The organism is Xanthomonas sp. BRIP62411 (assembly GCF_003993525.1).
Taxonomy (GTDB): Bacteria; Pseudomonadota; Gammaproteobacteria; order Xanthomonadales; family Xanthomonadaceae; genus Xanthomonas; species Xanthomonas euroxanthea.
In genome coordinates this window covers 102,831-123,249 of sequence record NZ_QEZI01000027.1, presented here as the reverse complement: position 1 = coordinate 123,249, position 20,419 = coordinate 102,831, and the positions used below count along the sequence as shown (strand labels likewise).

Sequence of the window (20,419 nt, the reverse complement as noted above, 5' to 3'; positions counted from 1 at the left end):
CGTTGCGTTGCCCATGCATTTTCTGTTGTTTGCCGTCGTTTGCAGTGTCCTGGTGTCGGTGGTCCTCAAGCTGCTGCCGCGCTATCGCCTGGACGCTGCGCAGGCGATCACCTGGAACTACGCCACCGCCGCGCTGCTGGCGTGGCTGACCCTGCATCCGTCGCTGGACACGCTGCGCGCGCCGACCACGCCCTGGCTGGCACTGTTCGCATTGGCGGTGGCGCTGCCTGCGATCTTCATGCTGCTGGCACGTGCGGTCGCCACCGCCGGCATCGTACGCACCGACATTGCACAACGGCTCTCGCTCCTGCTCTCGCTGGCGGCGGCCTTCACGCTCTTCGGTGAACCGGTCAATGCCTGGAAGCTGGCCGGACTGGGGCTGGGCCTGCTGGCCATCGTCTGCATCCTGCAACGGCCACGTCACCACACCGGCGCGGATGCAACGCCGACCTCCATCGGCTGGCCGTGGCTGGCAGGCGTGTGGATGGGCTTTGCCCTGATCGACCTGCTGCTCAAGCACATTGCACAGGCCGGCACGCCGTCGTTGACGTCATTGACGCTGTGCTTTGCCCTGGCATGGGTACTGATGCTTGGCTTGCAAGGCATCCGCCGGGGCGGTGTCGCAGGTCTGAGCTTGCGCAACCTGCTCGCCGGCGTACTCCTAGGCGCGCTCAACTTCGGCAACATCCTGTGTTACGTGCGCGCCCATCAGCTGCTGCCGCATAGCCCGGCCACCGTCTTCGCCAGCATGAACCTGGGCGTGGTCGTCCTGGGAGCGCTCGTCGGCAAACTGGGGTTTGGCGAGCACATCGGCCGCCGTGGATGGGTGGGGCTGTTGCTGGCGGCACCGGCAATTGCGGCGATCGCCTGGGGGATGCGGTTGGGCTGACGAAGGCATTCGGCCGGCGCGACTCCGGTTCGCAACTCGCCTCGAGGGCGCGGCAGCGCTGGCTATCATGCGTGCAGATGACCCACGGGAGTGTGTGATGCGCCTGAGTCACTTATTCGGCAGCCGTCCTCGTGTCGCGCCGGACCCGCACAGCGCCAACTCGACCGAAACGACGCCGTTGATTGCAGGCGCCTCACCCCAGCACCCGCTGTCTCGAGCCCCCAAGTCCGCCGCAGCACAGGGCACACCGAACTCGCATCGCGGCATGCTCGCCTCCGCGCGTAGATCGCTGGCATCGTTGCGCAAGCAGCTGCCGTTGACGTGCATGGGCTCCCCGACGCTTGAATCAGTGGAGAGCCCACCTGCACGCACGCCACCGGTGACGCCCGGTCGCACGCAGCAGATGCACGGGAAGCAAACCCGCGTCGATGAGCGTCGGCAGCCACCCATGCCCCATAGAACGGATCATCAGCGGGTGCAGTGGCCGCGACCGCAGCAGGCGCCGCCCACCAGGCCGTCCGTTTCGATTCCGTCTAAGCCATCGCGTGCGCAGCAGCTGCACGGGCAGCAACGTCCCATCGATCCGAGAATGCAAGCGCCTGTCCCCGAAAGAATGCGCCGTGACGAGGGGCCACCGCCGCAGCACGGCATGCCGGCGTCGGATTCGGTGCCGATCACGCCCAAGCCCTCGCGATCGTCGGTGCCCTCTCCACGCCCCCAGCTCGGAAGGTCCCCCTCCTTGCGCAGCCTGGATCGGGAATTGGCCGAGATAACCAAGCGGTGCAGCGACATTCAAAAACAGCTGTTCATCGAGGACCGCGAGGCCACTCCGGAGGAGCAACAACTGCTCGAGACGCGTGCGGTCCTGATCGCCCGGCGCAATGAGGTCCGCGACAGTCAGCTCGATGCACTCTTGGTCGCGCTTGCACCGATGGAAGACATCCGTGCACCACGGACCACGACCAGCGGCCTGGCCATGGTCCAGATGGACGTCATGCAGCACAATCGCCGCGAAGTCCTCAAGGCACGGCGCAAATCCGTCGACAGAGCTGCCCTGGCCAAAAACTATGCGCGCGCGGAACGACGCCTGGAGTCCCTGAAGAAAGGCGACGCACCCGACGACCAGATACGGCGCCTGCAACGCATGATGCAGGGCTACCGAAACATGCTCGCGTTGGAACAGATCGTCAAAAACACCGACGACCAGTTGGAAAGGCTGGGAGCGCCACGCCTGATGGCCGGCATCCCCACCACCGCCGAAGAGCGCCGGCAGTCCGTCAGGAAAGAAAGAGATGCCCATCAGGAGGCCATCGACAACGGCTACTTCTGAGGGTCCGGACAGCGCTGCTTGCACGTGCGCGCTGCCCGGCTGCCACCTGTGAGGCATGCGACGCGTCGCCACGTAGCGGCGCATCTGCACGCCACACCGAAGATGCAAGCCCGCAGCCGTTCGCATCCAGACAACGAACGACGGATGTCCACAGCGTAATCCAGCCATCAACGCTCCCAGTGCGGAAACGGATCGTCCAGCAGTTGCCACTGCGCCGGGCCCTGGCGCAGTTCGTGGTCGCTGAGCAGGCAGGCATCCAGCGCAGCGCGCGTGCGTGGCGCATCCATGTCCACGCCGATCACCGCCAGCTCCTGGCGGCGGTCGCCCCACAACGGGTGCCATAACCGCCGCATCGCAGCGTATTCGCCGGCATCGCCCACTTCGTGCAGGCGCGGCAGTGGCGCGGTCCAGCATTGCGTCTGCTGACGCTGCCAGCCGATATCGGTATACGGCAGTGGCGTGATGATGGTCTGCAGCGGCTCGCCGATGGCGTGCGCATCCACCCGGTGGCGTGCGGCGAACCAGAAGCCGGCTGCATTGGTCTGGGTCGCGCCGCCGACGCTGGACAATTCGCCGACCCAATCCATGCGGCTGGCCAGCCAGAAAAAGCCCTTGCTGCGAATCACCTGCGGCAGCCCGCGCTGCACCATGCGCGCAAAGCGCTGCGGGTGGAACGGCCGGCGTGCGCGATAGACGAAACTGCTGATGCCGTATTCCTCGGTCTCCGGCGTGTGCTGGCCGCGCAGTTCCTGCATCCAGCCCGGTGCCAGCTGCGCACGGGTGAAATCGAAGCGGCCGGTATCGAGCAACTGTTCCAGCGGTACCTGACCCTGCACGGCGTCCACGATCGCCGCCTCGCGATTGAGCGCACGCAACACCGCGCGCAGGCGTTGCAACTGCCGTGCGTCGATCTGGTCGCACTTGCTGATCACCAGCACGTCGGCGAACTCAACCTGTTCGCCCAGCAACTGCACCAGCCCGCGGGTATCGTCCGGGCCGGCCTGCTGGCCGAGCTCGGCCAGCGTGGCGGCCGAGCCGAAATCCTGCAGGAAGCGGCTGCCGTCCACCACCGTCACCATGGTGTCGAGCCGGGCGATGTCGGCCAGGCTGAAGCCGTCGGCATCGCGCACCGCAAAGGTGGCCGCCACCGGCATCGGTTCGGCAATGCCGGTCGATTCGATCAGCAGATAGTCGTAGCGCTTCTGCTCGGCCAGCCGCCGCACTTCCTGCAGCAGATCATCGCGCAACGTGCAGCAGATGCAGCCATTGCTGAATTCCACCAGCGTCTCTTCGGTGCGTCGCAAGGCCGCACCGCCATCGCGCACCAGTTGCGCGTCGATGTTGATCTCGCTCATGTCGTTGACGATCACCGCCACGCGCAGGCCGGCGCGGTTGTGCAGGAGGCGATTGAGCAAGGTGGTCTTGCCTGCGCCAAGAAAGCCGGACAACACGGTGACGGGGAGGCGTGGATCGCGCTTGGGGGACAGGGACATCCTGAGAGCCTGGCTGGAGTGAAGTGTTACTATATAACACTTACTCGACAGGACCCCGCTCCATGCGCGTTACCGCTTCTGTGCTGGACAACTCGGCCATCGCTCTTTCCAGTCTGTGCCTGCTGCACTGCCTGGCCTTACCATTGCTGGCCGCCGCGCTGCCGCTGCTGGGCGCGTGGAGCCGGGCCGAATGGGTGCATGTGGTGTTCGCCGCGGCAGCCGTGCCGCTGAGCGGTTATGCGCTATGGAGCAGCCATCGCCGGCATGCACTGCCAGCGCCGGTATGGGCACTGGCGGTCTTCGGGCTGGCCGGTCTGGTCCTGGGCGCAAGCGGCGTGGCCGGCGCGGCGCTGGAAACCCCGGTCACGGTAACCGGCAGCCTGCTGCTGGCCAGCACACACCTGGTCAATCTGCGGCTACGTCGCCGGCATGGAAAGTGCGCGCGCTAGGAGCACGGCCGACCACCGGCGCTGCTACAGCGAAAAGCCCAGCAACACCGGGTCGTGGTCGGAACTGCGCCACGGGCCGGGCAGGTTGCGCTTGGCGTAGCCGGCGTCGTCGCTGGCATCGGCGTTGATATGCCATTCCACCGCGCCGCGCAGCTGCTTGGCCATCGCCGGGCTCAACAACGCATGATCCAGCCGTCCGCTCATGCCGTCGTAGACGTAGCTGTAGGGCTGCTTCACGCCGGCCACCGCGAAGGCGTCCTGCCAGCCGCTGGCGCGCAGGCTGCGCATCGGGGTTTCCATGGCGTAGGCGTTGAAGTCACCCAACAGCACGGCCAGTTTGGTCTGCGCGCCGGTGGGGTCGGTCTGCAGCCACTGGTGCAGGCGCTTGGCCGACTCGGTACGGGTGGCGTTCCAGCAGGCCTGGCCATCGCGCTGGTCGGCATCGGCGCCGCTGGCGCTACCGCAGCCCTTGGACTTGAAGTGGTTGGCGACCACCACGAAGGTTGCCCCGCGGGTGCTGCGGAAGGCTTGCGCCAGCGGCACCCGGCTATGGCTGTCGAACGGGCCGCCGGTCAGCGTGGCCGGCTTGCCGACCGGGGTGACCTGGGAACTGCGATACACGATGCCGACCCGGATGTCGTCATCGCCCGGGCCGCTGCCGGTGTCCACGAACTGCCAGTCCTTGTCGGTGCCGGCCGCGTTGAGCGCGGCGACCAGTTGCGCCACGGCCGCATCGGCGCCATTGCCGTCGTTTTCCAGCTCCATCAACGCGGCCACATCGGCGCGCAACGGCACGATGGTGGACACCAGCTTGGTCAGCTGGGCCTGGAACTGCTCATGCGTGCGCGCACCGCGCTTGGTCGGGAAGCCGCCGCCGCGGCCATTGCCGTTGAAGAAGTTCTCCAGATTGAACGAGGCGATCCGTAGATCGCCGCCCACCTGCGGCGCCACCGCGGTCGGTATGGCCGGCAGCGTCAACGGAGTCAGCACCTGGATGCGGTAGTTGCCGTCGTAGCGCTGGTCGACAATGCCATCGACCGACTTGAGCAGGCTGCCGGTGCGCAGCGCAGGATCGGCCGGCAGATAGGCCACCGTCTTGGGGCTGCGGCCGTTGCGTGCATCGTCCAGCACCACCCGGCGACGGGCGTTGTCAGCCTCCACCTGCGCAAAGGCCGGGGTGCCGGCGGCGGCCACTTCGCTGGGCTGCCACAGGCGCCCGCCGAAGGCGGCGACCAGCTCGCCGTCGGCGTCCAGGCGATCGCTGCCGTTGAGCGTCAGCGCGGCGATGCGCACGTGCTCGCCTTCCAGCGCTTCCCAGCTGGCCGGCGGCCCGCTGAGCATGCGCACCGGTACCGGCTGGCCGCTGGCGAGCCGCTCGATGCTGCTGGCATCCAGCGTGGTCAGACTCGCCTCGCCGCCTGCCGACACCTCGCGCACCGTACCGACGATGCGCACGCGGTCGCCCACCGCCACCTCGGCATTGCCGGCACCGGTGACGAACAGGCCATGCGAGCGCCGCGGCTCGAAGCCGGGCTGCTGCACGAACAGCCCGCCCAGGCCGACGCGCGTATCGGCGGTGACGATGCCCTCCACGTCGACCACACGGCCGTCGTGGGGGCTACGGGTGTCTTCGCCCTGGACGTCGGCGATGGACAGACGTTGCGGCGCGCCCTCGGCGGCACTGCCCAGCAGTGGCGCCAACAGACCGATCACACCGAGCACAACCAGCGAGCAACGCGACATCGACACACTCCGGAAAGACCTGGACCACCTGCAGGCGCCGCCTTGAAGGCGGCGCGTGAGAACCGTGACAGGCTAGCAAAACGTTGCAAGTGGCGACCAGCTGCTGCGTGGATGACCCGGCCGGTGCACAGCTGCCGGCAATTGCGGCATTCCCCTAAAGCAACGGCGCTGAGGCGGTCGCGCAAGGCTGGCGTCGTCGTGCAAACACGTCGCGCAGCGAGCGCAAACGCGCGCGCAATGCCTGCCGCCTATAAGAAAAAGCTTGCTCCCGTGCGCGCAGGCCTCGCGGTTGCCAGTCGACGCACCCGCGCACGGCATGCGGCCACCTGGCCACACACCGACTGCCTGTGTCAGCCACGTGTTCCAGGCGCTTGCTGCTTTAGAGGCTTACTTCAGATTGCTCAGCATCCAATCGACCGTGGCCCGCACCTGCTCCTCGGTCAGCGCCGGGTTGCCACCCTTGGGCGGCATGATGCCGCCGTCCGGACCGGTGTAGCCCTCGATCGCGTGCTTGTACAAGGTGTCCTTGCCCTGGGCGATGCGCGCGTCCCAATGCGCATGGTCCAGCGTCGGCGCCTTGCCCACGCCGGTGGTGTGGCAGGCCGTGCACAGGTTGTCGAAGATGGTCTTGCCGTCGGTGCTGCCACCGTAGGCGGACTGCGAGGCGGCCTTGGCCAGCGCTGCGGCCTGGGCCGCGGCCTGTGCGGACGCACCGGTGGTGCCGGCATAGACCGCGCCGGCCGGGGCGATGCGTTGCTGCACGCGTTTGGCCGCGGTGGGCGAGACTTCGTCGGGAATGGCGCGTTGCAAATAGGCTGCCAGGGCAATCAGGCCCAGGGTGATCACCACCAGTAGTCCGATCACCATCGAGAATTTCTTCAGGAACTCGAGGTCGTAATTCCGCACGCGCTCACCCCTGGCTGTTGGTCGAAGACCTCTGCTAGCGCCGGAGTATAGAGCACAGTTCGCGCCCGTCTGGCCACTGTGTATGACAGTGATTGCAGCGGTGTGCGCTGCGCCCTGGCGCGCTATGGGTCCTGCAGGCACGCCGGTCTGCGCAGCCCGATGAATTGCCGCAATGCCGCATGACACGTTGGTCTCGTCCAGGGGAATTGCGTATCATTCCCATCAATCCACGGTGACGCGGTTCTCGCCTCGCCCGGTCCCGCCTACGAGGAGTCGCCGCGATGAAGTCCTTCCTGCTGTCCTGCCTGGCCTTGGCCAGCATCAGCCTGTCTGCCCAGGCCCACGAGATCTGGATCGAGCGCGACGGCAGCGGCCCGGTGCGCATCTACTTCGGCGAACCGGCGCAGGACACCCTCGACCATGGCGAAGACGAGATCAAGCGCGTGGTCAAGCCGACCGTGTTCGGCACGGCCGGCAAGGCCGGCGCGCTGCAGCGCGGCAGCGCGTTCCTCACCGCGCCGCTGTCCGGCACCGGCGATGCGTGGCTGAGCGACGACAGCGTGTTCGAGCCGTGGAAGGGCGAAGCCGGCGGCTTCGAGACGGTGAGCTACTACGCACGCGCCGGGCGCGCCACGCCGTCGGCCAAGCTCGATTTCGAGCTGGTACCCACCGCTGCCAACAGCAATACGCTGACCGTGCTCTATCGCAACAAGCCGCTGCCCAAGGTCGAGGTGACGGTGATCGACCCGCAGAAGTGGCAGAAGACGCTGACCTCCGATGCCAACGGCCAGGTGACCCTGCCCAAGCTGCGCGCCGGCCGGCACATCCTGGTCGCCACCAACAAGGAGCCGGTGAAGCGTGAGATCGCCGGCAAGCAGGTGGCGATGATCCACCACATCAGCACGTTGACCTTCCTGGCCGAGTAAGCCGGCCACACGCGCCGCCGATCCGATGGCTACCGCACCGTCCCTGCCGCTTCCCTGGTTCAGGCGCCCCTGGCTGGGCGTGCTTGCACGCACGCTGGCGGCGATGTTTGGGGGCTATGCGCTCGCCAGCGCCACCAATCTGCTGCTGGCGCTGGTGTTGCCGCTGCCACGCAGCGAAGCGGTGCTGACCAGCATGCTGGTCGGCATCGTGGTGTGCGCCTGCGCGCCGCTATGGGCCTTCGCCACCGCCAGCGTGTGGCGCGCCTGGGCCGGCATCGCCGTGCCGGCGGCGCTGATGTTCGCACTGGCCGCATGGCTGCAACGGGGCGTGGCATGAAGCAGGGATTCCGCCAGTCGATGGCGTGGCTGCACACCTGGACCGGGCTGCTGGTCGGCTGGGTGTTGCTGTTGATCTTCATGGGCGGCACGGCGAGTTATTACCGCGACGAAATCAGCCGCTGGATGCGCCCGGAACTGCCCACCACCACGGTGAGCAGCGCGACCGCGCTGCGCAGTGCCGAGCAGTATCTGCAGACGCATGCCGCCGATGCGCAGAGCTGGAACATCACCTTGCCGGACGCGCGCAATCCAGTGGTCAGCATGTACTGGCAAAACCCCGCGCCAACCGATGGCAAACCGGCCAGTCGCCGCGAGATGTATGGCAACGCCATCATCGACCCGGCCACCGGCAAGGAGATCGCCGCGCGCGACACCCTGGGCGGCGAATTCTTCTACCGGCTGCATTTCGATCTGCATTATCTGCCGGTGATGTGGTCGCGCTATATCGTGGGTTTCTGCGCGATGTTCATGCTGGTGGCGATCATCAGCGGCGTGATCACGCACAAGAAGATCTTCAAGGATTTCTTCACCTTCCGCCCGGGCAAGGGCCTGCGCTCGTGGCTGGATTTCCACAACGTCAGCGCGGTGACCGCGTTGCCGTACCACGCGATGATCACCTACACCGGCATCGTGACCTTGATGTTCATGTACCTGCCGTGGGGCATCAAGGCGCAGTACCCGGACAACGAAATGCGGTTCTACGAAGAATCCGCCAACCGGGTCGCCGATACGCGACAAGCGTCTGGTACCCCGGCGCGCATGCTGCCGCTGGAGCAATTCGTGGCGCGTGCGCGCAGCCACTGGCGCGGTGGTGAGGTCGGCAACGTGGCGGTGTCGCTGCCCAACGATGCGCACGCAGCGGTCGGCGTCACCCAGGTGTCCGATCGTCTGTCCACCAATGCGCCATCGATCCTGTTCGATGCGGTCAGCGGCCAGCGCCTGCAGCACAGCGGACCGCCCGGTGGCGCCAGCCAGACGCGCGGGGTGATGGTGGGCCTGCATATCGCCCACTTCGCCGGGCCATGGATGCGCGCGCTGTTCTTCGGCTCCGGCTTGCTCGGTTGCCTGATGGTGGCCAGCGGCGTGGTGATGTGGGCGGTGAAGGAACGCCCCAAACACCTGAAGGCCGGGCGCATCGGTTTCGGGCTGCGGCTGGTGGATGCGCTCAACATCGGCACGGTCGCCGGCTTGCCGATCGCCTTCGCCAGTTTCTTCTGGGCCAACCGGGTGTTGCCGGTGAGCCTGGAGGCGCGCGCGGCGATGGAGGCCAACCTGTTCTTTGCCGCATGGGCCGCTGCATTGCTGGCGGCGTTCGTGTGGCCACGGCGCGCGATGTGGAGCTGGCAGCTGTATCTGGGCGCGGCCTTGTTCGCCTTGGTGCCGGTGGTCAATGCGATCACCACCGATGTGCATCTGGGCGTGACGCTGCCGGCCGGGCAATGGATGTTGGCCGGGGTCGATCTGGTCTGCCTGTTCCTTGGCATGTCGCTGGGCGTGGCGGGCTGGCGCCTGCAGCAGTGGAAGGCACCGCAAGCCGCATCGGCGCGACGCGCACGCGCCACTGCCGCCGCGCCTGCGCAGGGCAGCGTGCCGCTGCAGGAAAGCGCATGAGCGTGTGGCTGCTGCTGGCGCTGAATTTTTCCGGATTCGCCGCGCTGTGCCTGGCGATGGACAAGCATCAGCAGGACGTCACGGGTCGCACGCTGGGCGCGGCGCGCTCGCGGCAACTGCGCGTGCTGGGCTGGCTGCTGGTGCTGCTCACCTTCGGCCTGGCGGTACACGCACAAGGCTGGGGCGTCGGCCCGGTGCTGTGGCTGGGCACATTGACCGGCGCTGCCGCGTTGCTGTCGCTGTGGTTGCTGCCGTATCGGCGTGGATTGATCCTGCCCACGGCAGTGGCCGCGCCGCTGCTGGCGGGTGCGCTGCAGCTGTTGGTGGGGTGAAGGACGTCCGTCGCTACGCCACGATCGGCGGATCGCCCCAGCTGCGCCCGTCGCGCGGCAGGCGACCATCGTCGAGCACGCGTAACACGTGTTCGGGCTGCAGCATGTCCATGAACAGCACCACGTTGATGCCCTCCGGCAGCGCCATGCTGGGAAAGATCACGCCAGGAATCTGCGCCTCGCGCAGCAGGTCGCCGAGCACCCAGCTGACCGGTTCGATCTTGTTGACCAGCGCCTTGCGCCAGTCCTCGGTCCAGTCGGCCCAGAGCGGATCCCAGCTCGCATCGAGCAGGCGCAGATCGGCCAGCGCCGGCAGGTCGGCGGCATAACTGACCAAGGTCAATGGCGGCAGGAACAGCGCCGCTTGCGCGTATTCGGCGGCGGCGGTCTCCAGTTGCAGCGATAAATACAGGGCCGGCTGTCCAAAGCGATTGAAGCGCCCGCCCGAGCGTGCCGCACCGGCGCCGCTCAACGGTTCGGCAGCCCAGCGCGGCGTGAAGGCGCGATACAGCGTGCAGTGCGCCGGAGCGCTCAGCTTCAACCGGCGGCCCCCGCGGCAACGGTGCGCAGATAGGTCAGCGCATCGTCGGTGCGGCCCTGTTTGACCACTTCCAGCAGGGTGGCGAACTCGAACGCCGGAATCGGGGTGTTCTTGAGATGGAACACCACCTGGCGTTCGTCCGGCTGGACTTGCGTCATCGCCACCAGCAGGCGCGACAGGTTGCGCAGCAGGTCCTGTACGCGCGGGCTTTCCGGATGCACGCGCAGGCTGTTGCGATGCACACCGGCCAGCTCGGCCAGTTCCTGCTGCGACAGATCCAGCAGGCCGGCCATGGCCGAGGGCGACAGGATGGTGCGATCCGGCACGCGCAGGCGTTCGGTCAGGGCCAGGGGATTGAAAACGGCGACCATTGCACGACTCCGGCAGGGCGAGTGCACAGTATATGCACAGTTATCTGCCTCGGCACAGCCCAGCAGCACGCCCGGTCAGTGCACTGTCAGACCGCCGGCTGCCGCGCGCCCACCGCGCGCAGGCAGAACCCGCAGATCGCATCGACCAGCTGCTCGCCCTGCTGCGGATCGCTGCGACTGGGGGCGATCGGTCCCACCAGGGCCTCGGTGAAGGCGCCGACGATGCACGCCGCCGCCGCGTCCAGCGACTGCTGCGGGAACTCGCCGGCCGCCACGCCTTCGGCGAGCAACTGGCGGAACACCTCGCCGAACAGGCGTCGGCCACGGATGCGCTCGGCATCCACCTCGCTTTCCACCGGCTCGGCAATGAAGGCGTACGCCAGCGCGGGACCGGCCAGGGCCCGCCGCACGAACGTGGCGATCGCATTGCGCAGGCGCTCGGCAGCACTGGCCTGGGTGGTGGCGATGGCGCGCAGGATGGTCATCTCGCGCTGCACCGCTTCGTTGAGAACTTCCACGAAAAGCTCGGCCTTGGACGGGAAATGACGATAGATCTGCCCGGTGGACACGCCGGCGGCAGCGGCCACGGCGGTCACCGGCGCGTTGCGGTAGCCGCCTTCGGCGATCAGGGCGCGGGCCGCGTGCAGGATGCGTTCGCGGTTGCCGGCCAGGCGTTCTTCCATCAGGGCGGAGCGTCGATAAGCCATGGTGTGATTCTTGGTTCAATAGTTGAATTTTAGTTCACTTTTTTACTGCGGACCGCTAGGCTGCGCACAAGCGCCGTGCGGCCTGCCCGCTCCCACCCGGCACATCCCGATCCCTGCGGAGTCGCTCCATGCTCGTGCCGTCCCTGAATTTTGCGCTTGGCGAAGACATCGATCTGCTGCGCGAAAGCGTGGCGGCCTTTGCCAGCCACCATATTGCCCCGCTCGCGGCCGCGGCCGATCAGGACAATGTCTTTCCCGCCCAGCTGTGGCGCCTGTTCGGCGAACAAGGCCTGCTCGGGCTGACCGTGGAAGAAGAGTACGGCGGCAGCGGCATGGGCTACCTGGCGCATGTGGTGGCGATGGAGGAAATCTCGCGGGCCGGCGGAGCGATCGGCCTGTCGTACGGCGCGCATTCCAACCTATGCCTCAACCAGCTGCGCAAGAACGCAACGCCCGAGCAGAAACAGCGCTACCTGCCCAGGCTGTGCACCGGCGAGCACGTCGGGGCACTGGCGATGAGCGAGGCCGGCGCCGGCTCGGATGTGGTGTCGATGAAGCTGCGCGCCGATGCGCGCGGCGACCGCTATGTGCTCAACGGCAGCAAGATGTGGATCACCAACGGCCCGGACGCCGATGTGCTGGTGGTGTACGCCAAGACCGACCCGGAGGCCGGCGCACGCGGTATCACCGCCTTCATCGTCGAAAAAGGGATGAAGGGATTCTCCACCGCGCAGAAACTCGACAAGCTGGGCATGCGCGGCTCCAACACCTGCGAGCTGGTATTCAGCGATTGCGAAGTGCCGGCCGAGAACGTGCTGGGCACGCTCAACGGTGGCGTGCGTGTGCTGATGTCGGGCCTGGATTTCGAACGTGTGGTGCTGGCCGGCGGCCCGTTGGGCCTGATGGCCGCCGCGATGGATGTGGTGCTGCCGTACGTGCACGAGCGCAAGCAGTTCGGCGCGCCGATCGGCACCTTCCAGTTGATGCAGGCGAAGCTGGCCGACATGTACGTCGGGCTCAACGCCTGCCGCGCCTATGTGTATGCAGTGGCGCGCGCCTGCGACGCGGGGCTGACCACGCGCCAGGATGCGGCCGGTGCGATTCTCTACGCCGCCGAAAAAGCCACCTGGCTCACCGGCCAGGCGATCCAGGTGCTGGGCGGCAACGGCTACATCAACGACTACCCCACCGGGCGCCTGTGGCGCGATGCCAAGCTGTACGAAATCGGTGCGGGCACCTCGGAGATCCGACGCATGCTGATCGGCCGCGAGCTGTTCGAACGCACCGCCTGACGGAGCCACCATGAGCGTGATCACCAGCCAGCTGCAGGCCAGCGGCGAAAGCTTCCAACATAACGCTGCGGCCATGCGCACGGTGATCGAGGATCTGCGCCGCACGCTGGCGCAGACCGCGTTGGGCGGCAGCGATGCCGCGCGTGCCAAGCACACCGCACGCGGCAAGTTGCTGGTGCGCGAGCGCATCGATGCCTTGCTGGATCCGGGCAGCGCCTTGCTGGAAATCGCGCCCCTGGCGGCGCACGGCATGTACGACGATCAGGTGCCATGCGCCGGTGTGGTGGCCGGCATCGGACGGGTGTCCGGGGTGGAATGCGTGATCGTGGCCAACGATGCCACCGTCAAGGGCGGCACCTATTACCCGATGACGGTGAAGAAGCATCTGCGTGCGCAGGAAATCGCCCAGCAGAACCGCTTGCCGTGCATCTACCTGGTCGATTCCGGCGGCGCGTTCCTGCCGTTGCAGGATGAAGTGTTTCCCGACCGCGATCACTTCGGGCGCATCTTCTACAACCAGGCCAACCTTTCGGCCAACGGCATTCCGCAGATCGCCTGCGTGATGGGCTCATGCACCGCTGGCGGTGCGTACGTGCCGGCGATGAGCGATGAAACGGTGATCGTGCGCGAGCAAGGCACCATCTTCCTCGGCGGTCCGCCGCTGGTCAAAGCGGCCACCGGCGAAGAAGTCAGTGCCGAAGAGCTCGGCGGTGCGGATGTGCATACGCGCATCTCCGGCGTGGCCGATCACTTCGCCGACAACGACCTGCAGGCCCTGGCACGCGTGCGCGCCATCATCGCCCGGCTCAACTGGCGCAAGCCGGCGGCATCGCTGGCCCTGCAGGCACCGCTGCCGCCGCGCCATGCGGCCGACGAGCTGTATGGCGTGATTCCCGCCGATACGCGCAAGCCCTTCGATGTGCGCGAAGTGATCGCCCGCATCGTCGACGACTCGCAGCTGGACGAATTCAAGCCGCGTTATGGCAGCACCCTGGTCACCGGCTTTGCGCATCTGCATGGCTACCCGGTCGGCATCATTGCCAACAACGGCATCCTGTTTTCCGAGTCCGCGCTCAAGGGCGCGCACTTCATCGAGCTGTGCACGCAGCGCGGCATTCCGCTGGTGTTCCTGCAGAACATCACCGGCTTCATGGTCGGGCGCAAATACGAACATGGCGGCATCGCCAAGGACGGCGCCAAGCTGGTGATGGCGGTGGCCTGTGCCAAGGTTCCCAAGTTCACCGTGGTGATCGGCGGCTCGTTCGGCGCCGGCAATTACGGCATGTGCGGCCGTGCGTACTCGCCGAACTTCCTGTGGATGTGGCCGAATGCGCGCATCGGTGTGATGGGCGGGGAACAGGCCGCCAGCGTATTAGCCACCGTGCGCCGCGACGGCATCGAAGCCAAGGGTGGCGCCTGGTCGGGCGAGGAAGAGGATGCGTTCAAGGCACCGATCCGTGCCCAGTTCGAGCAGCAGGGCCATCCGTATTATGCCAGCGCGCGCTTGTGGGACGACGGCATCATCGACCCGGCCGACACCCGTCGCGTGCTGGGGCTAGGGCTGTCGGCCGCGTTGAATGCGCCGATCGAGCCGACACGCTTCGGCGTGTTCCGGATGTGAGGTGGTGATGCCCGCTTGCATGTACGGCTCTTCATTGCCAGGCACTGCGCGTGCGCCTGCACGCAGGGTGCCGCGTGTTGCCTGGAGCAGTGCATGAGTGCGCGCACGTTGCCTGATTCAAGCAGCGAATCGCGTTCGGGCGCCGGGGCGTCGGCGGCCATCGCACTGTGTCCCGCGTACTCCGTGCAGCCGTTTTTCCATCGCAGTGCCCGCCGCCATGGCGGGGTGCAGAGACCCTTGCCATGACCCAGCGCGATTCCACCGCCGCAGCAAGACAGCCGTATTTCGACAAGATCCTGATCGCCAATCGCGGCGAGATCGCCTGCCGCGTCATCGCCACCTGCCGCAAGCTCGGCATCGCAACGGTGGCGGTGTACTCGGATGCCGACCGTGATGCGCGGCATGTGCGGCTGGCCGATGAAGCGATCCACATCGGTGCCGCACCGGCGCAGCAGAGTTATCTGCGTGGCGATGCGATCCTGGATGCGGCATGCAGGAGCGGCGCACAGGCAATCCATCCCGGCTATGGATTTCTGTCGGAAAACGCGGCATTTGCCGATGCCTGTGCGCAGGCCGGCGTCGTGTTTATCGGCCCGCCGGCGGCAGCCATCCGCGCGATGGGCGACAAGAGCGCGGCCAAGGCGCTGATGCAACGCGCCGGCGTGCCGCTGACGCCGGGCTACCACGGCGGCGAACAGGCACCGGCCTTCCTGCGTGCACAGGCCGACGCGATCGGCTATCCGGTGTTGATCAAGGCCAGCGCCGGCGGCGGCGGCAAGGGCATGCGCCGGGTGGATGCGAGCGCGGCATTCGAAGAAGCATTGGCCAGTTGCCAGCGCGAGGCGCAGTCGGCATTCGGCAATGCGCAGGTCCTGGTGGAAAAGTACGTCGAGCGGCCGCGCCATGTCGAGATTCAGGTCTTTGGCGATACCCGGGGCGAGGTCGTCTATCTGTTCGAACGCGATTGCTCGGTGCAGCGCCGGCACCAGAAAGTGCTGGAAGAAGCGCCCGCCCCCGGCATGAGCGAACAACGTCGCGCCGCCATGGGCAAGGCGGCCGTGGATGCCGCACGCGCGGTGGGTTATGTCGGCGCCGGCACGGTGGAGTTCATTGCCGGCCCGGATGGCGATTTCTATTTCATGGAAATGAACACCCGGCTGCAGGTCGAGCACCCGGTGACCGAGTTGATCACCGGCACCGATCTGGTCGAGTGGCAATTGCGTGTTGCCGCGGGCGAACCGCTGCCGCTGCGTCAGCAGGAACTGCGCATCCATGGACATGCGCTGGAAGCGCGCCTGTATGCCGAAGATGCCGACCGCGGCTTCCTGCCTTCCACCGGCACGCTGCACCAGTTGCAGTTTCCCGCAGCAAGCGCGCATGTACGTATCGATGCCGGCGTGGAGCAAGGCGACAGCATCAGCCCGTACTACGACCCGATGATTGCCAAGCTGATCGTGTGGGATATGGATCGCCCCGCCGCACTGGCACGCATGCGCCAGGCGCTGGCGCAGTTCCATGCGGTGGGTGTCACCACCAACAGCGCGTTCCTTGCGCGCCTGATCGACACGGCGTCGTTTGCGTCGGCCGATCTGGATACCGCACTGATCGAACGCGAGCAGGCAGTGCTGTTTCCCGATGCGGTGAGTCCGGCCACTGCCTGGTGGTGCCTGGCAGCGGCGTTGAACGCCGAAGCGTTGCCGAAGGCCGCCGCCGATCCAGCCGACCCGTTTTCGCCCTGGCAGCACGCCGATGGTTGGCGCATCGGCGCGCATGCGGCGCACACCATGACGCTGGAAGCGGCAGGCGAGCGCCGCCAGTTCGGCGTGCACCCGCTTGGCGATGGCTGGCAGGTGACGTGCGCGGGCCATACCCACACGCTGCGCTACCACGTACAGGACGGGGCACTGCGCGTGGAAATGGATGGCCGGCAATGGCGCATGCAGGCCCTGCGCGACGGCAATGCACTCACATTGCGCGATGCCACGCAGCGGGCAAGCTTCCGCCACCATGACGCACTGCTCGAAGCCGATCAGCCCGCGCACGACGCCGGCGGCCTGACCGCACCGATGCCGGGCCGCATCGTGTCGCTGGTCGCCCCCGCAGGGCAGCCGGTCACCCGCGGGCAGGCCCTGGTGGTGCTCGAAGCGATGAAGATGGAGCACACCCTGCACGCGCCCAGCGACGGCACGGTGGCGGCGTATCTGGTGGCGGAAGGCGAACTGGTCGCCGAGGGTGTCGCGTTGGTGGAATTCGTGTCCGCGTCTGCGTAGCGGCGCATCGCAGCGTGACCAACGGCACGTCCACAGGGACGGACCTTGGCTCTAGCGTGAGGAAAGCGGCTGGAATGGCCGCGCTCACGACCGGAGACCTCCATGCAACGCCTGCTTCTTGTTTCCAGCATGCTGCTCGCGCTGTCTGCCTGCAGCGATAAAACCGCGCCCGCCACCGACAAGGCCGCCACGCCGGCCCCGGCTGCTTCGGCGGCACCCGCGGCACCGCCCGAACTGATCACCCGCGATGCGCTGTTCGGCAACCCGGAGCGGGCGAACGTGAGCATCAGCCCGGACGGCAAGTACCTCAGCTGGGTCGCGCCGCTGGACGGTGTGCTCAATGTCTGGGTCGCCCCGGTGGATGCACCGGACCAGGCGCGCGCGATCACCAAGGACACCGCACGCGGCATCCGCAATTATTTCTGGACCTATCAACCCAACACGCTGCTGTACCTGCGCGACAACGGTGGCGATGAAGACTTCCATCTGTTCTCGGTGAACCTGAGCGATGGCAGCAGCAAGGACCTCACCCCGTTCAAGAAGACCAACGCCGAGGTGTATCGCGTCAGCGCGCAGCATCCCGACTCGATCATGGTCGGCATGAACGACCGCGACCCCAAATGGCATGACCTGTATCGGGTGGACCTGGCTTCGGGCAAGCGCAGCTTGGTGCAGCAGAACAGCGACAGCCTGGATTCCTACCTGCTTGATGGCAACTACCAGCTGCGCTATGCCACGCGTGCCACCGACGATGCGGGCAGGGAGCTGCTGGTGCCGGACGGCAAGCGCTGGAAGAGCGTGGACCGCATCCCGTTCGAGGATGTCACCAACACCTCGCCCGACGGCCTCACCGACGACGGCAAGACGCTGTACATGCAGGATTCGCGCAATCGCGACACCGCAGCGCTGTATGCCATCGACACTGCCAGCAACGCCCGCACGCTGCTGTTCGAAAACCCGCGCACCGATGTCGGCGCCACCTTGAACGACCCCAGAACCGGCGTGGTGCAGGCCGTGTCCACCGACTACCTGCGCGAGGAGTGGACGGCGCTGGACAACGGCATTGCTGCCGACCTAAACAAGCTCAAGTCGCTCGGCAGCGGCGATGCCAGCGTTGCCGCACGCACGCTCGACGATCGCATCTGGATCGTGGGGTATTCGGCGGCGGAAACACCGCTGACCTACTACCGCTACGACCGTGCAGACGGCGGCAAGCTGACCAAGTTGTTCTCCGCCCGCCCCGCGCTCGACGGCAAGCCGCTGGTGCCGATGTGGCCGCAGGAACTGACCGCCCGCGACGGCCTCAAGCTGGTCAGCTATCTCACCCTGCCCGCCGAGGCCGATGCCAATCACGACGGCAAGGCCGACAAGCCGGTGCCGCTGGTGCTGTTCGTGCATGGCGGCCCGTGGTTGCGCGACAGCTACGGCTACGGGCCGTATGAGCAATGGCTGGCCAATCGCGGCTATGCGGTGCTGGCGGTGAACTTCCGCGGCTCCACCGGCTTCGGCAAGGCCTTCACCAACGCCGGCAACGGCGAGTGGGCCGCCAAGATGCACGACGACCTGCTCGACGCGGTGCAATGGGCGGTCAAGCAAGGAGTGACCAGGCCCGAGGACGCGGCGATCATGGGCGGCAGCTACGGCGGCTACGCCACGCTGGTCGGCCTGACCTTTACCCCGGACGCGTTCAAGTGCGGCGTGGACATCGTCGGCCCGGCCAACCTCAACACCCTGCTCGGCACCGTGCCGCCGTACTGGGCCAGCTTCTACAAGCAGCTGACCAAACGCATGGGCGACCCCGCCACCGACGCCGGCAAGCAGTGGCTGACCGAACGCTCACCGCTCACCCATGTCGACAAGATCAGCAAGCCGCTGCTGATCGGCCAGGGCGCCAACGACCCACGCGTCAAACAGGCCGAGAGCGACCAGATCGTCAACGCGATGAAGGCCAAGAACATTCCGGTCACCTACGTGCTGTTCCCGGACGAAGGCCACGGCTTCCGGCGCCCGGAAAACAGCAAGGCCTTCAACGCGGTGACCGAGGGGTTCCTGGGCCAGTGCCTGGGCGGCCGGGTGCAACCGATCGGCAACGACCTCGCCGGCTCCAGCATCACCGTGCCGGTAGGCGCCGACAAGGTGAACGGCCTGAGCGAAGCGTTGAAGACGCATACGCAGGCGATTCGGCGGTAGGCCTACGTGGTGGCTTGCTTTACATCTACGTCGTCGCTCGCCTGCAAAGACGAGCGACGACGGCTGTATCGATGTTCTCCAACGCGCCGCCACGCCGGTATTCCCGCCCAGCGATCCAGACAGGAAGATGCCTGACTTGGTTGCTCGCTAATGTGGGGCGATGTCCTTGGCGGCCTCTGAATCAAGACCAGCCGGCCACACTGCCCCACCGGGATCCAACTCGGTGTTGTTCATTTCCTCGCCCCGCCAGCCGAACCCACAGATGGCGAGCGGGCCGTCCTGCAGGCCGTCCAGGCCAAGTGCCTGTTCGATATCCACCTCGTTGATTGCCGAGGTGACAAATGCGCCCAGGCCCAGGTCGGTCGCGCTCAGATACAGCGTCTGCGCGATATGGCCGACATCCAGAATCATCGCGCGGTAGGCCTTGGCGTGGTTCCGATACTTCCAGAAACTACGTAAAAACCGCGGCACCAGGATCACCAGCACCGGCGCATCGGCAAACCAGTGCTGCCCGGACACAGCGCGACGCGCGAACTCCGCAAGCGGCTGTGGTGGCGACTGCAATGGCTGCAATGCATGATCGACAGGGCGATAGTGATAGAGACCGCTCGTCATTCCCTCGACACGCTGGACCAGCAAGTAGGTTTCGGTGGGATGGAGACTGCCTCCCGAGGGCACCGGTTTCTTCAAGAATGCGGTGTCGTGCCCCACTTCGATCCGCGCACTTGCCATGACGCTGCGCTCAAGCATCTGGCCAAGCAAGCTGTGTGACAGTGGACGCTGCGTATCGAAGTTGCGACAGGTGACGCGACGCGACAGCAGCTCATCGAACGTGCCCGGGGTTGACCGTGGCAAGGCAATGCGCGCTTCGATGCCCCCCTCGCCTCGGTCTACGATCTCTGCTGGGGGGGCGCCCAGTCGGCCGACCATGCCTTCCGCAGTAGTCAGGCCGTGTGCTTCCATGGTCGCCACGCTGTCCTCGCCGCGCCAGCGCGCCGATCGATGCCACAACGCGGCTAGCGGCCACCAACGCTGCTGCTGCACGCACTCGTCGTTGCGGCGATGCTGAACGTGTTCTGGTTGATCGCTGACCACAAGACCTTGCTCGATCAAACGCTCCACCTGGAACGGCAAGGGCTGCATCTGATCGATGCGATGCCAGCGCGAGGGACTCAACCCGCCCAACCACTCGCGCTCGTCCTTGGAAACCTCCACATCTCCATCAAGATGAGGCGCCAGCGCCAGCCATCGTGTGCGGCGATTCACGCCATCTCCACCGGCAAGCAATCGTGCAAGATCAAACACCGCATCGTCGCGCAGCTCAAAAAACAACGTGGTACAGCGACGAATTTGCATAGGAACATCTCAAGGACGCATGAGCACGGTCGATATTGTGTCAGGTCCCATGT

General features: G+C 66.5%; 18 protein-coding genes. 11 read left to right on the top strand and 7 right to left on the bottom strand.

Annotation, left to right across the window (positions count from 1 at the left end):
- The first annotated feature begins 13 nt into the window (after positions 1-13).
- Both EO139_RS20130 and xopR read left to right on the top strand, forming a co-directional pair.
- On the top strand, positions 14-889 hold the full coding sequence (locus EO139_RS20130; RefSeq protein WP_164739944.1) for an EamA family transporter: 876 nt from the start codon (positions 14-16) through the stop codon (positions 887-889).
- 67 nt (positions 890-956) lie between these two features.
- A complete protein-coding gene (gene xopR, locus EO139_RS21790; protein ID WP_343136472.1) occupies positions 957-2,219 on the top strand; it encodes a type III secretion system effector protein XopR in 1,263 nt (420 codons plus the stop codon).
- Positions 2,220-2,386: 167 nt separating this feature from the next.
- Here xopR and EO139_RS20120 read toward each other — a convergent pair whose 3' ends face one another.
- Positions 2,387-3,712 carry a GTP-binding protein gene (locus EO139_RS20120; protein ID WP_126972179.1) on the bottom strand — a complete coding sequence of 442 codons (1,326 nt, stop codon included), beginning with the start codon at positions 3,710-3,712 and terminating at the stop codon, positions 2,387-2,389.
- A gap of 62 nt (positions 3,713-3,774) precedes the next feature.
- Here EO139_RS20120 and EO139_RS20115 point away from each other — a divergent pair, with 62 nt between their 5' ends.
- Positions 3,775-4,161, top strand: coding sequence for a MerC family mercury resistance protein (locus tag EO139_RS20115; protein ID WP_115675662.1), 387 nt, complete (start codon positions 3,775-3,777; stop codon positions 4,159-4,161).
- Positions 4,162-4,185: 24 nt separating this feature from the next.
- On the opposite strand, the gene EO139_RS20110 is transcribed toward EO139_RS20115, so the two are convergent.
- Both EO139_RS20110 and EO139_RS20105 read right to left on the bottom strand, forming a co-directional pair.
- Positions 4,186-5,904, bottom strand: coding sequence for an ExeM/NucH family extracellular endonuclease (locus EO139_RS20110; RefSeq protein ID WP_126972177.1), 1,719 nt, complete (start codon positions 5,902-5,904; stop codon positions 4,186-4,188).
- A 387-nt stretch (positions 5,905-6,291) separates the two neighbouring features.
- A complete protein-coding gene (locus EO139_RS20105; RefSeq protein WP_016902056.1) occupies positions 6,292-6,810 on the bottom strand; it encodes a c-type cytochrome in 519 nt (172 codons plus the stop codon).
- Between the two features lie 281 nt (positions 6,811-7,091).
- On the opposite strand from EO139_RS20105, the gene EO139_RS20100 reads away from it, so the two are divergent.
- From EO139_RS20100 to EO139_RS20085, 4 genes are read left to right on the top strand one after another with little or no spacing between them, the layout of a single operon-like run.
- A complete protein-coding gene (locus EO139_RS20100; protein ID WP_126972175.1) occupies positions 7,092-7,736 on the top strand; it encodes a DUF4198 domain-containing protein in 645 nt (214 codons plus the stop codon).
- A gap of 25 nt (positions 7,737-7,761) precedes the next feature.
- Positions 7,762-8,073 (top strand): DUF3649 domain-containing protein, encoded by a 312-nt coding sequence (locus tag EO139_RS20095; RefSeq protein ID WP_104649592.1) that lies wholly within the window; start codon positions 7,762-7,764, stop codon positions 8,071-8,073.
- Positions 8,070-9,686, top strand: a complete 1,617-nt coding sequence (locus tag EO139_RS20090) for a PepSY-associated TM helix domain-containing protein (protein WP_104583937.1) — start codon at positions 8,070-8,072, stop codon at positions 9,684-9,686. The genes EO139_RS20095 and EO139_RS20090 overlap by 4 nt, the downstream gene beginning before the upstream one ends.
- A complete protein-coding gene (locus EO139_RS20085; RefSeq protein WP_104583938.1) occupies positions 9,683-10,018 on the top strand; it encodes a DUF3325 domain-containing protein in 336 nt (111 codons plus the stop codon). Before EO139_RS20090 ends, EO139_RS20085 begins: the two co-directional genes overlap by 4 nt.
- Positions 10,019-10,031: 13 nt before the next feature.
- Here EO139_RS20085 and EO139_RS20080 read toward each other — a convergent pair whose 3' ends face one another.
- The 3 genes from EO139_RS20080 to EO139_RS20070 all read right to left on the bottom strand — a co-directional run bounded on the left by EO139_RS20080 (position 10,032) and on the right by EO139_RS20070 (position 11,637).
- Positions 10,032-10,559, bottom strand: a complete 528-nt coding sequence (locus EO139_RS20080) for an RES family NAD+ phosphorylase (protein WP_115675657.1) — start codon at positions 10,557-10,559, stop codon at positions 10,032-10,034.
- On the bottom strand, positions 10,556-10,930 hold the full coding sequence (locus tag EO139_RS20075; protein ID WP_164739943.1) for a DNA-binding protein: 375 nt from the start codon (positions 10,928-10,930) through the stop codon (positions 10,556-10,558). Before EO139_RS20075 ends, EO139_RS20080 begins: the two co-directional genes overlap by 4 nt.
- An 86-nt stretch (positions 10,931-11,016) precedes the next feature.
- Positions 11,017-11,637 carry a TetR/AcrR family transcriptional regulator gene (locus tag EO139_RS20070; protein ID WP_126972171.1) on the bottom strand — a complete coding sequence of 207 codons (621 nt, stop codon included), beginning with the start codon at positions 11,635-11,637 and terminating at the stop codon, positions 11,017-11,019.
- Between the two features lie 128 nt (positions 11,638-11,765).
- Between EO139_RS20070 and EO139_RS20065 the strand changes: the two genes are divergently transcribed.
- The 4 genes from EO139_RS20065 (at position 11,766) to EO139_RS20050 (ending at position 19,010) form a co-directional block, all read left to right on the top strand.
- Positions 11,766-12,929: an isovaleryl-CoA dehydrogenase gene (locus EO139_RS20065; protein ID WP_126972169.1), complete on the top strand. Its 1,164-nt coding sequence runs from the start codon at positions 11,766-11,768 to the stop codon at positions 12,927-12,929.
- 10 nt (positions 12,930-12,939) lie between these two features.
- A complete protein-coding gene (locus EO139_RS20060) occupies positions 12,940-14,550 on the top strand; it encodes a carboxyl transferase domain-containing protein (protein WP_126972167.1) in 1,611 nt (536 codons plus the stop codon).
- A gap of 242 nt (positions 14,551-14,792) precedes the next feature.
- Positions 14,793-16,820, top strand: a complete 2,028-nt coding sequence (locus EO139_RS20055) for an acetyl/propionyl/methylcrotonyl-CoA carboxylase subunit alpha (protein ID WP_126972165.1) — start codon at positions 14,793-14,795, stop codon at positions 16,818-16,820.
- A gap of 102 nt (positions 16,821-16,922) precedes the next feature.
- Positions 16,923-19,010: a S9 family peptidase gene (locus EO139_RS20050; protein ID WP_126972163.1), complete on the top strand. Its 2,088-nt coding sequence runs from the start codon at positions 16,923-16,925 to the stop codon at positions 19,008-19,010.
- 147 nt (positions 19,011-19,157) lie between these two features.
- On the opposite strand, the gene EO139_RS20045 is transcribed toward EO139_RS20050, so the two are convergent.
- Positions 19,158-20,366 (bottom strand): putative peptide maturation dehydrogenase, encoded by a 1,209-nt coding sequence (locus EO139_RS20045; RefSeq protein WP_104583945.1) that lies wholly within the window; start codon positions 20,364-20,366, stop codon positions 19,158-19,160.
- Positions 20,367-20,419 lie beyond the last annotated feature (53 nt).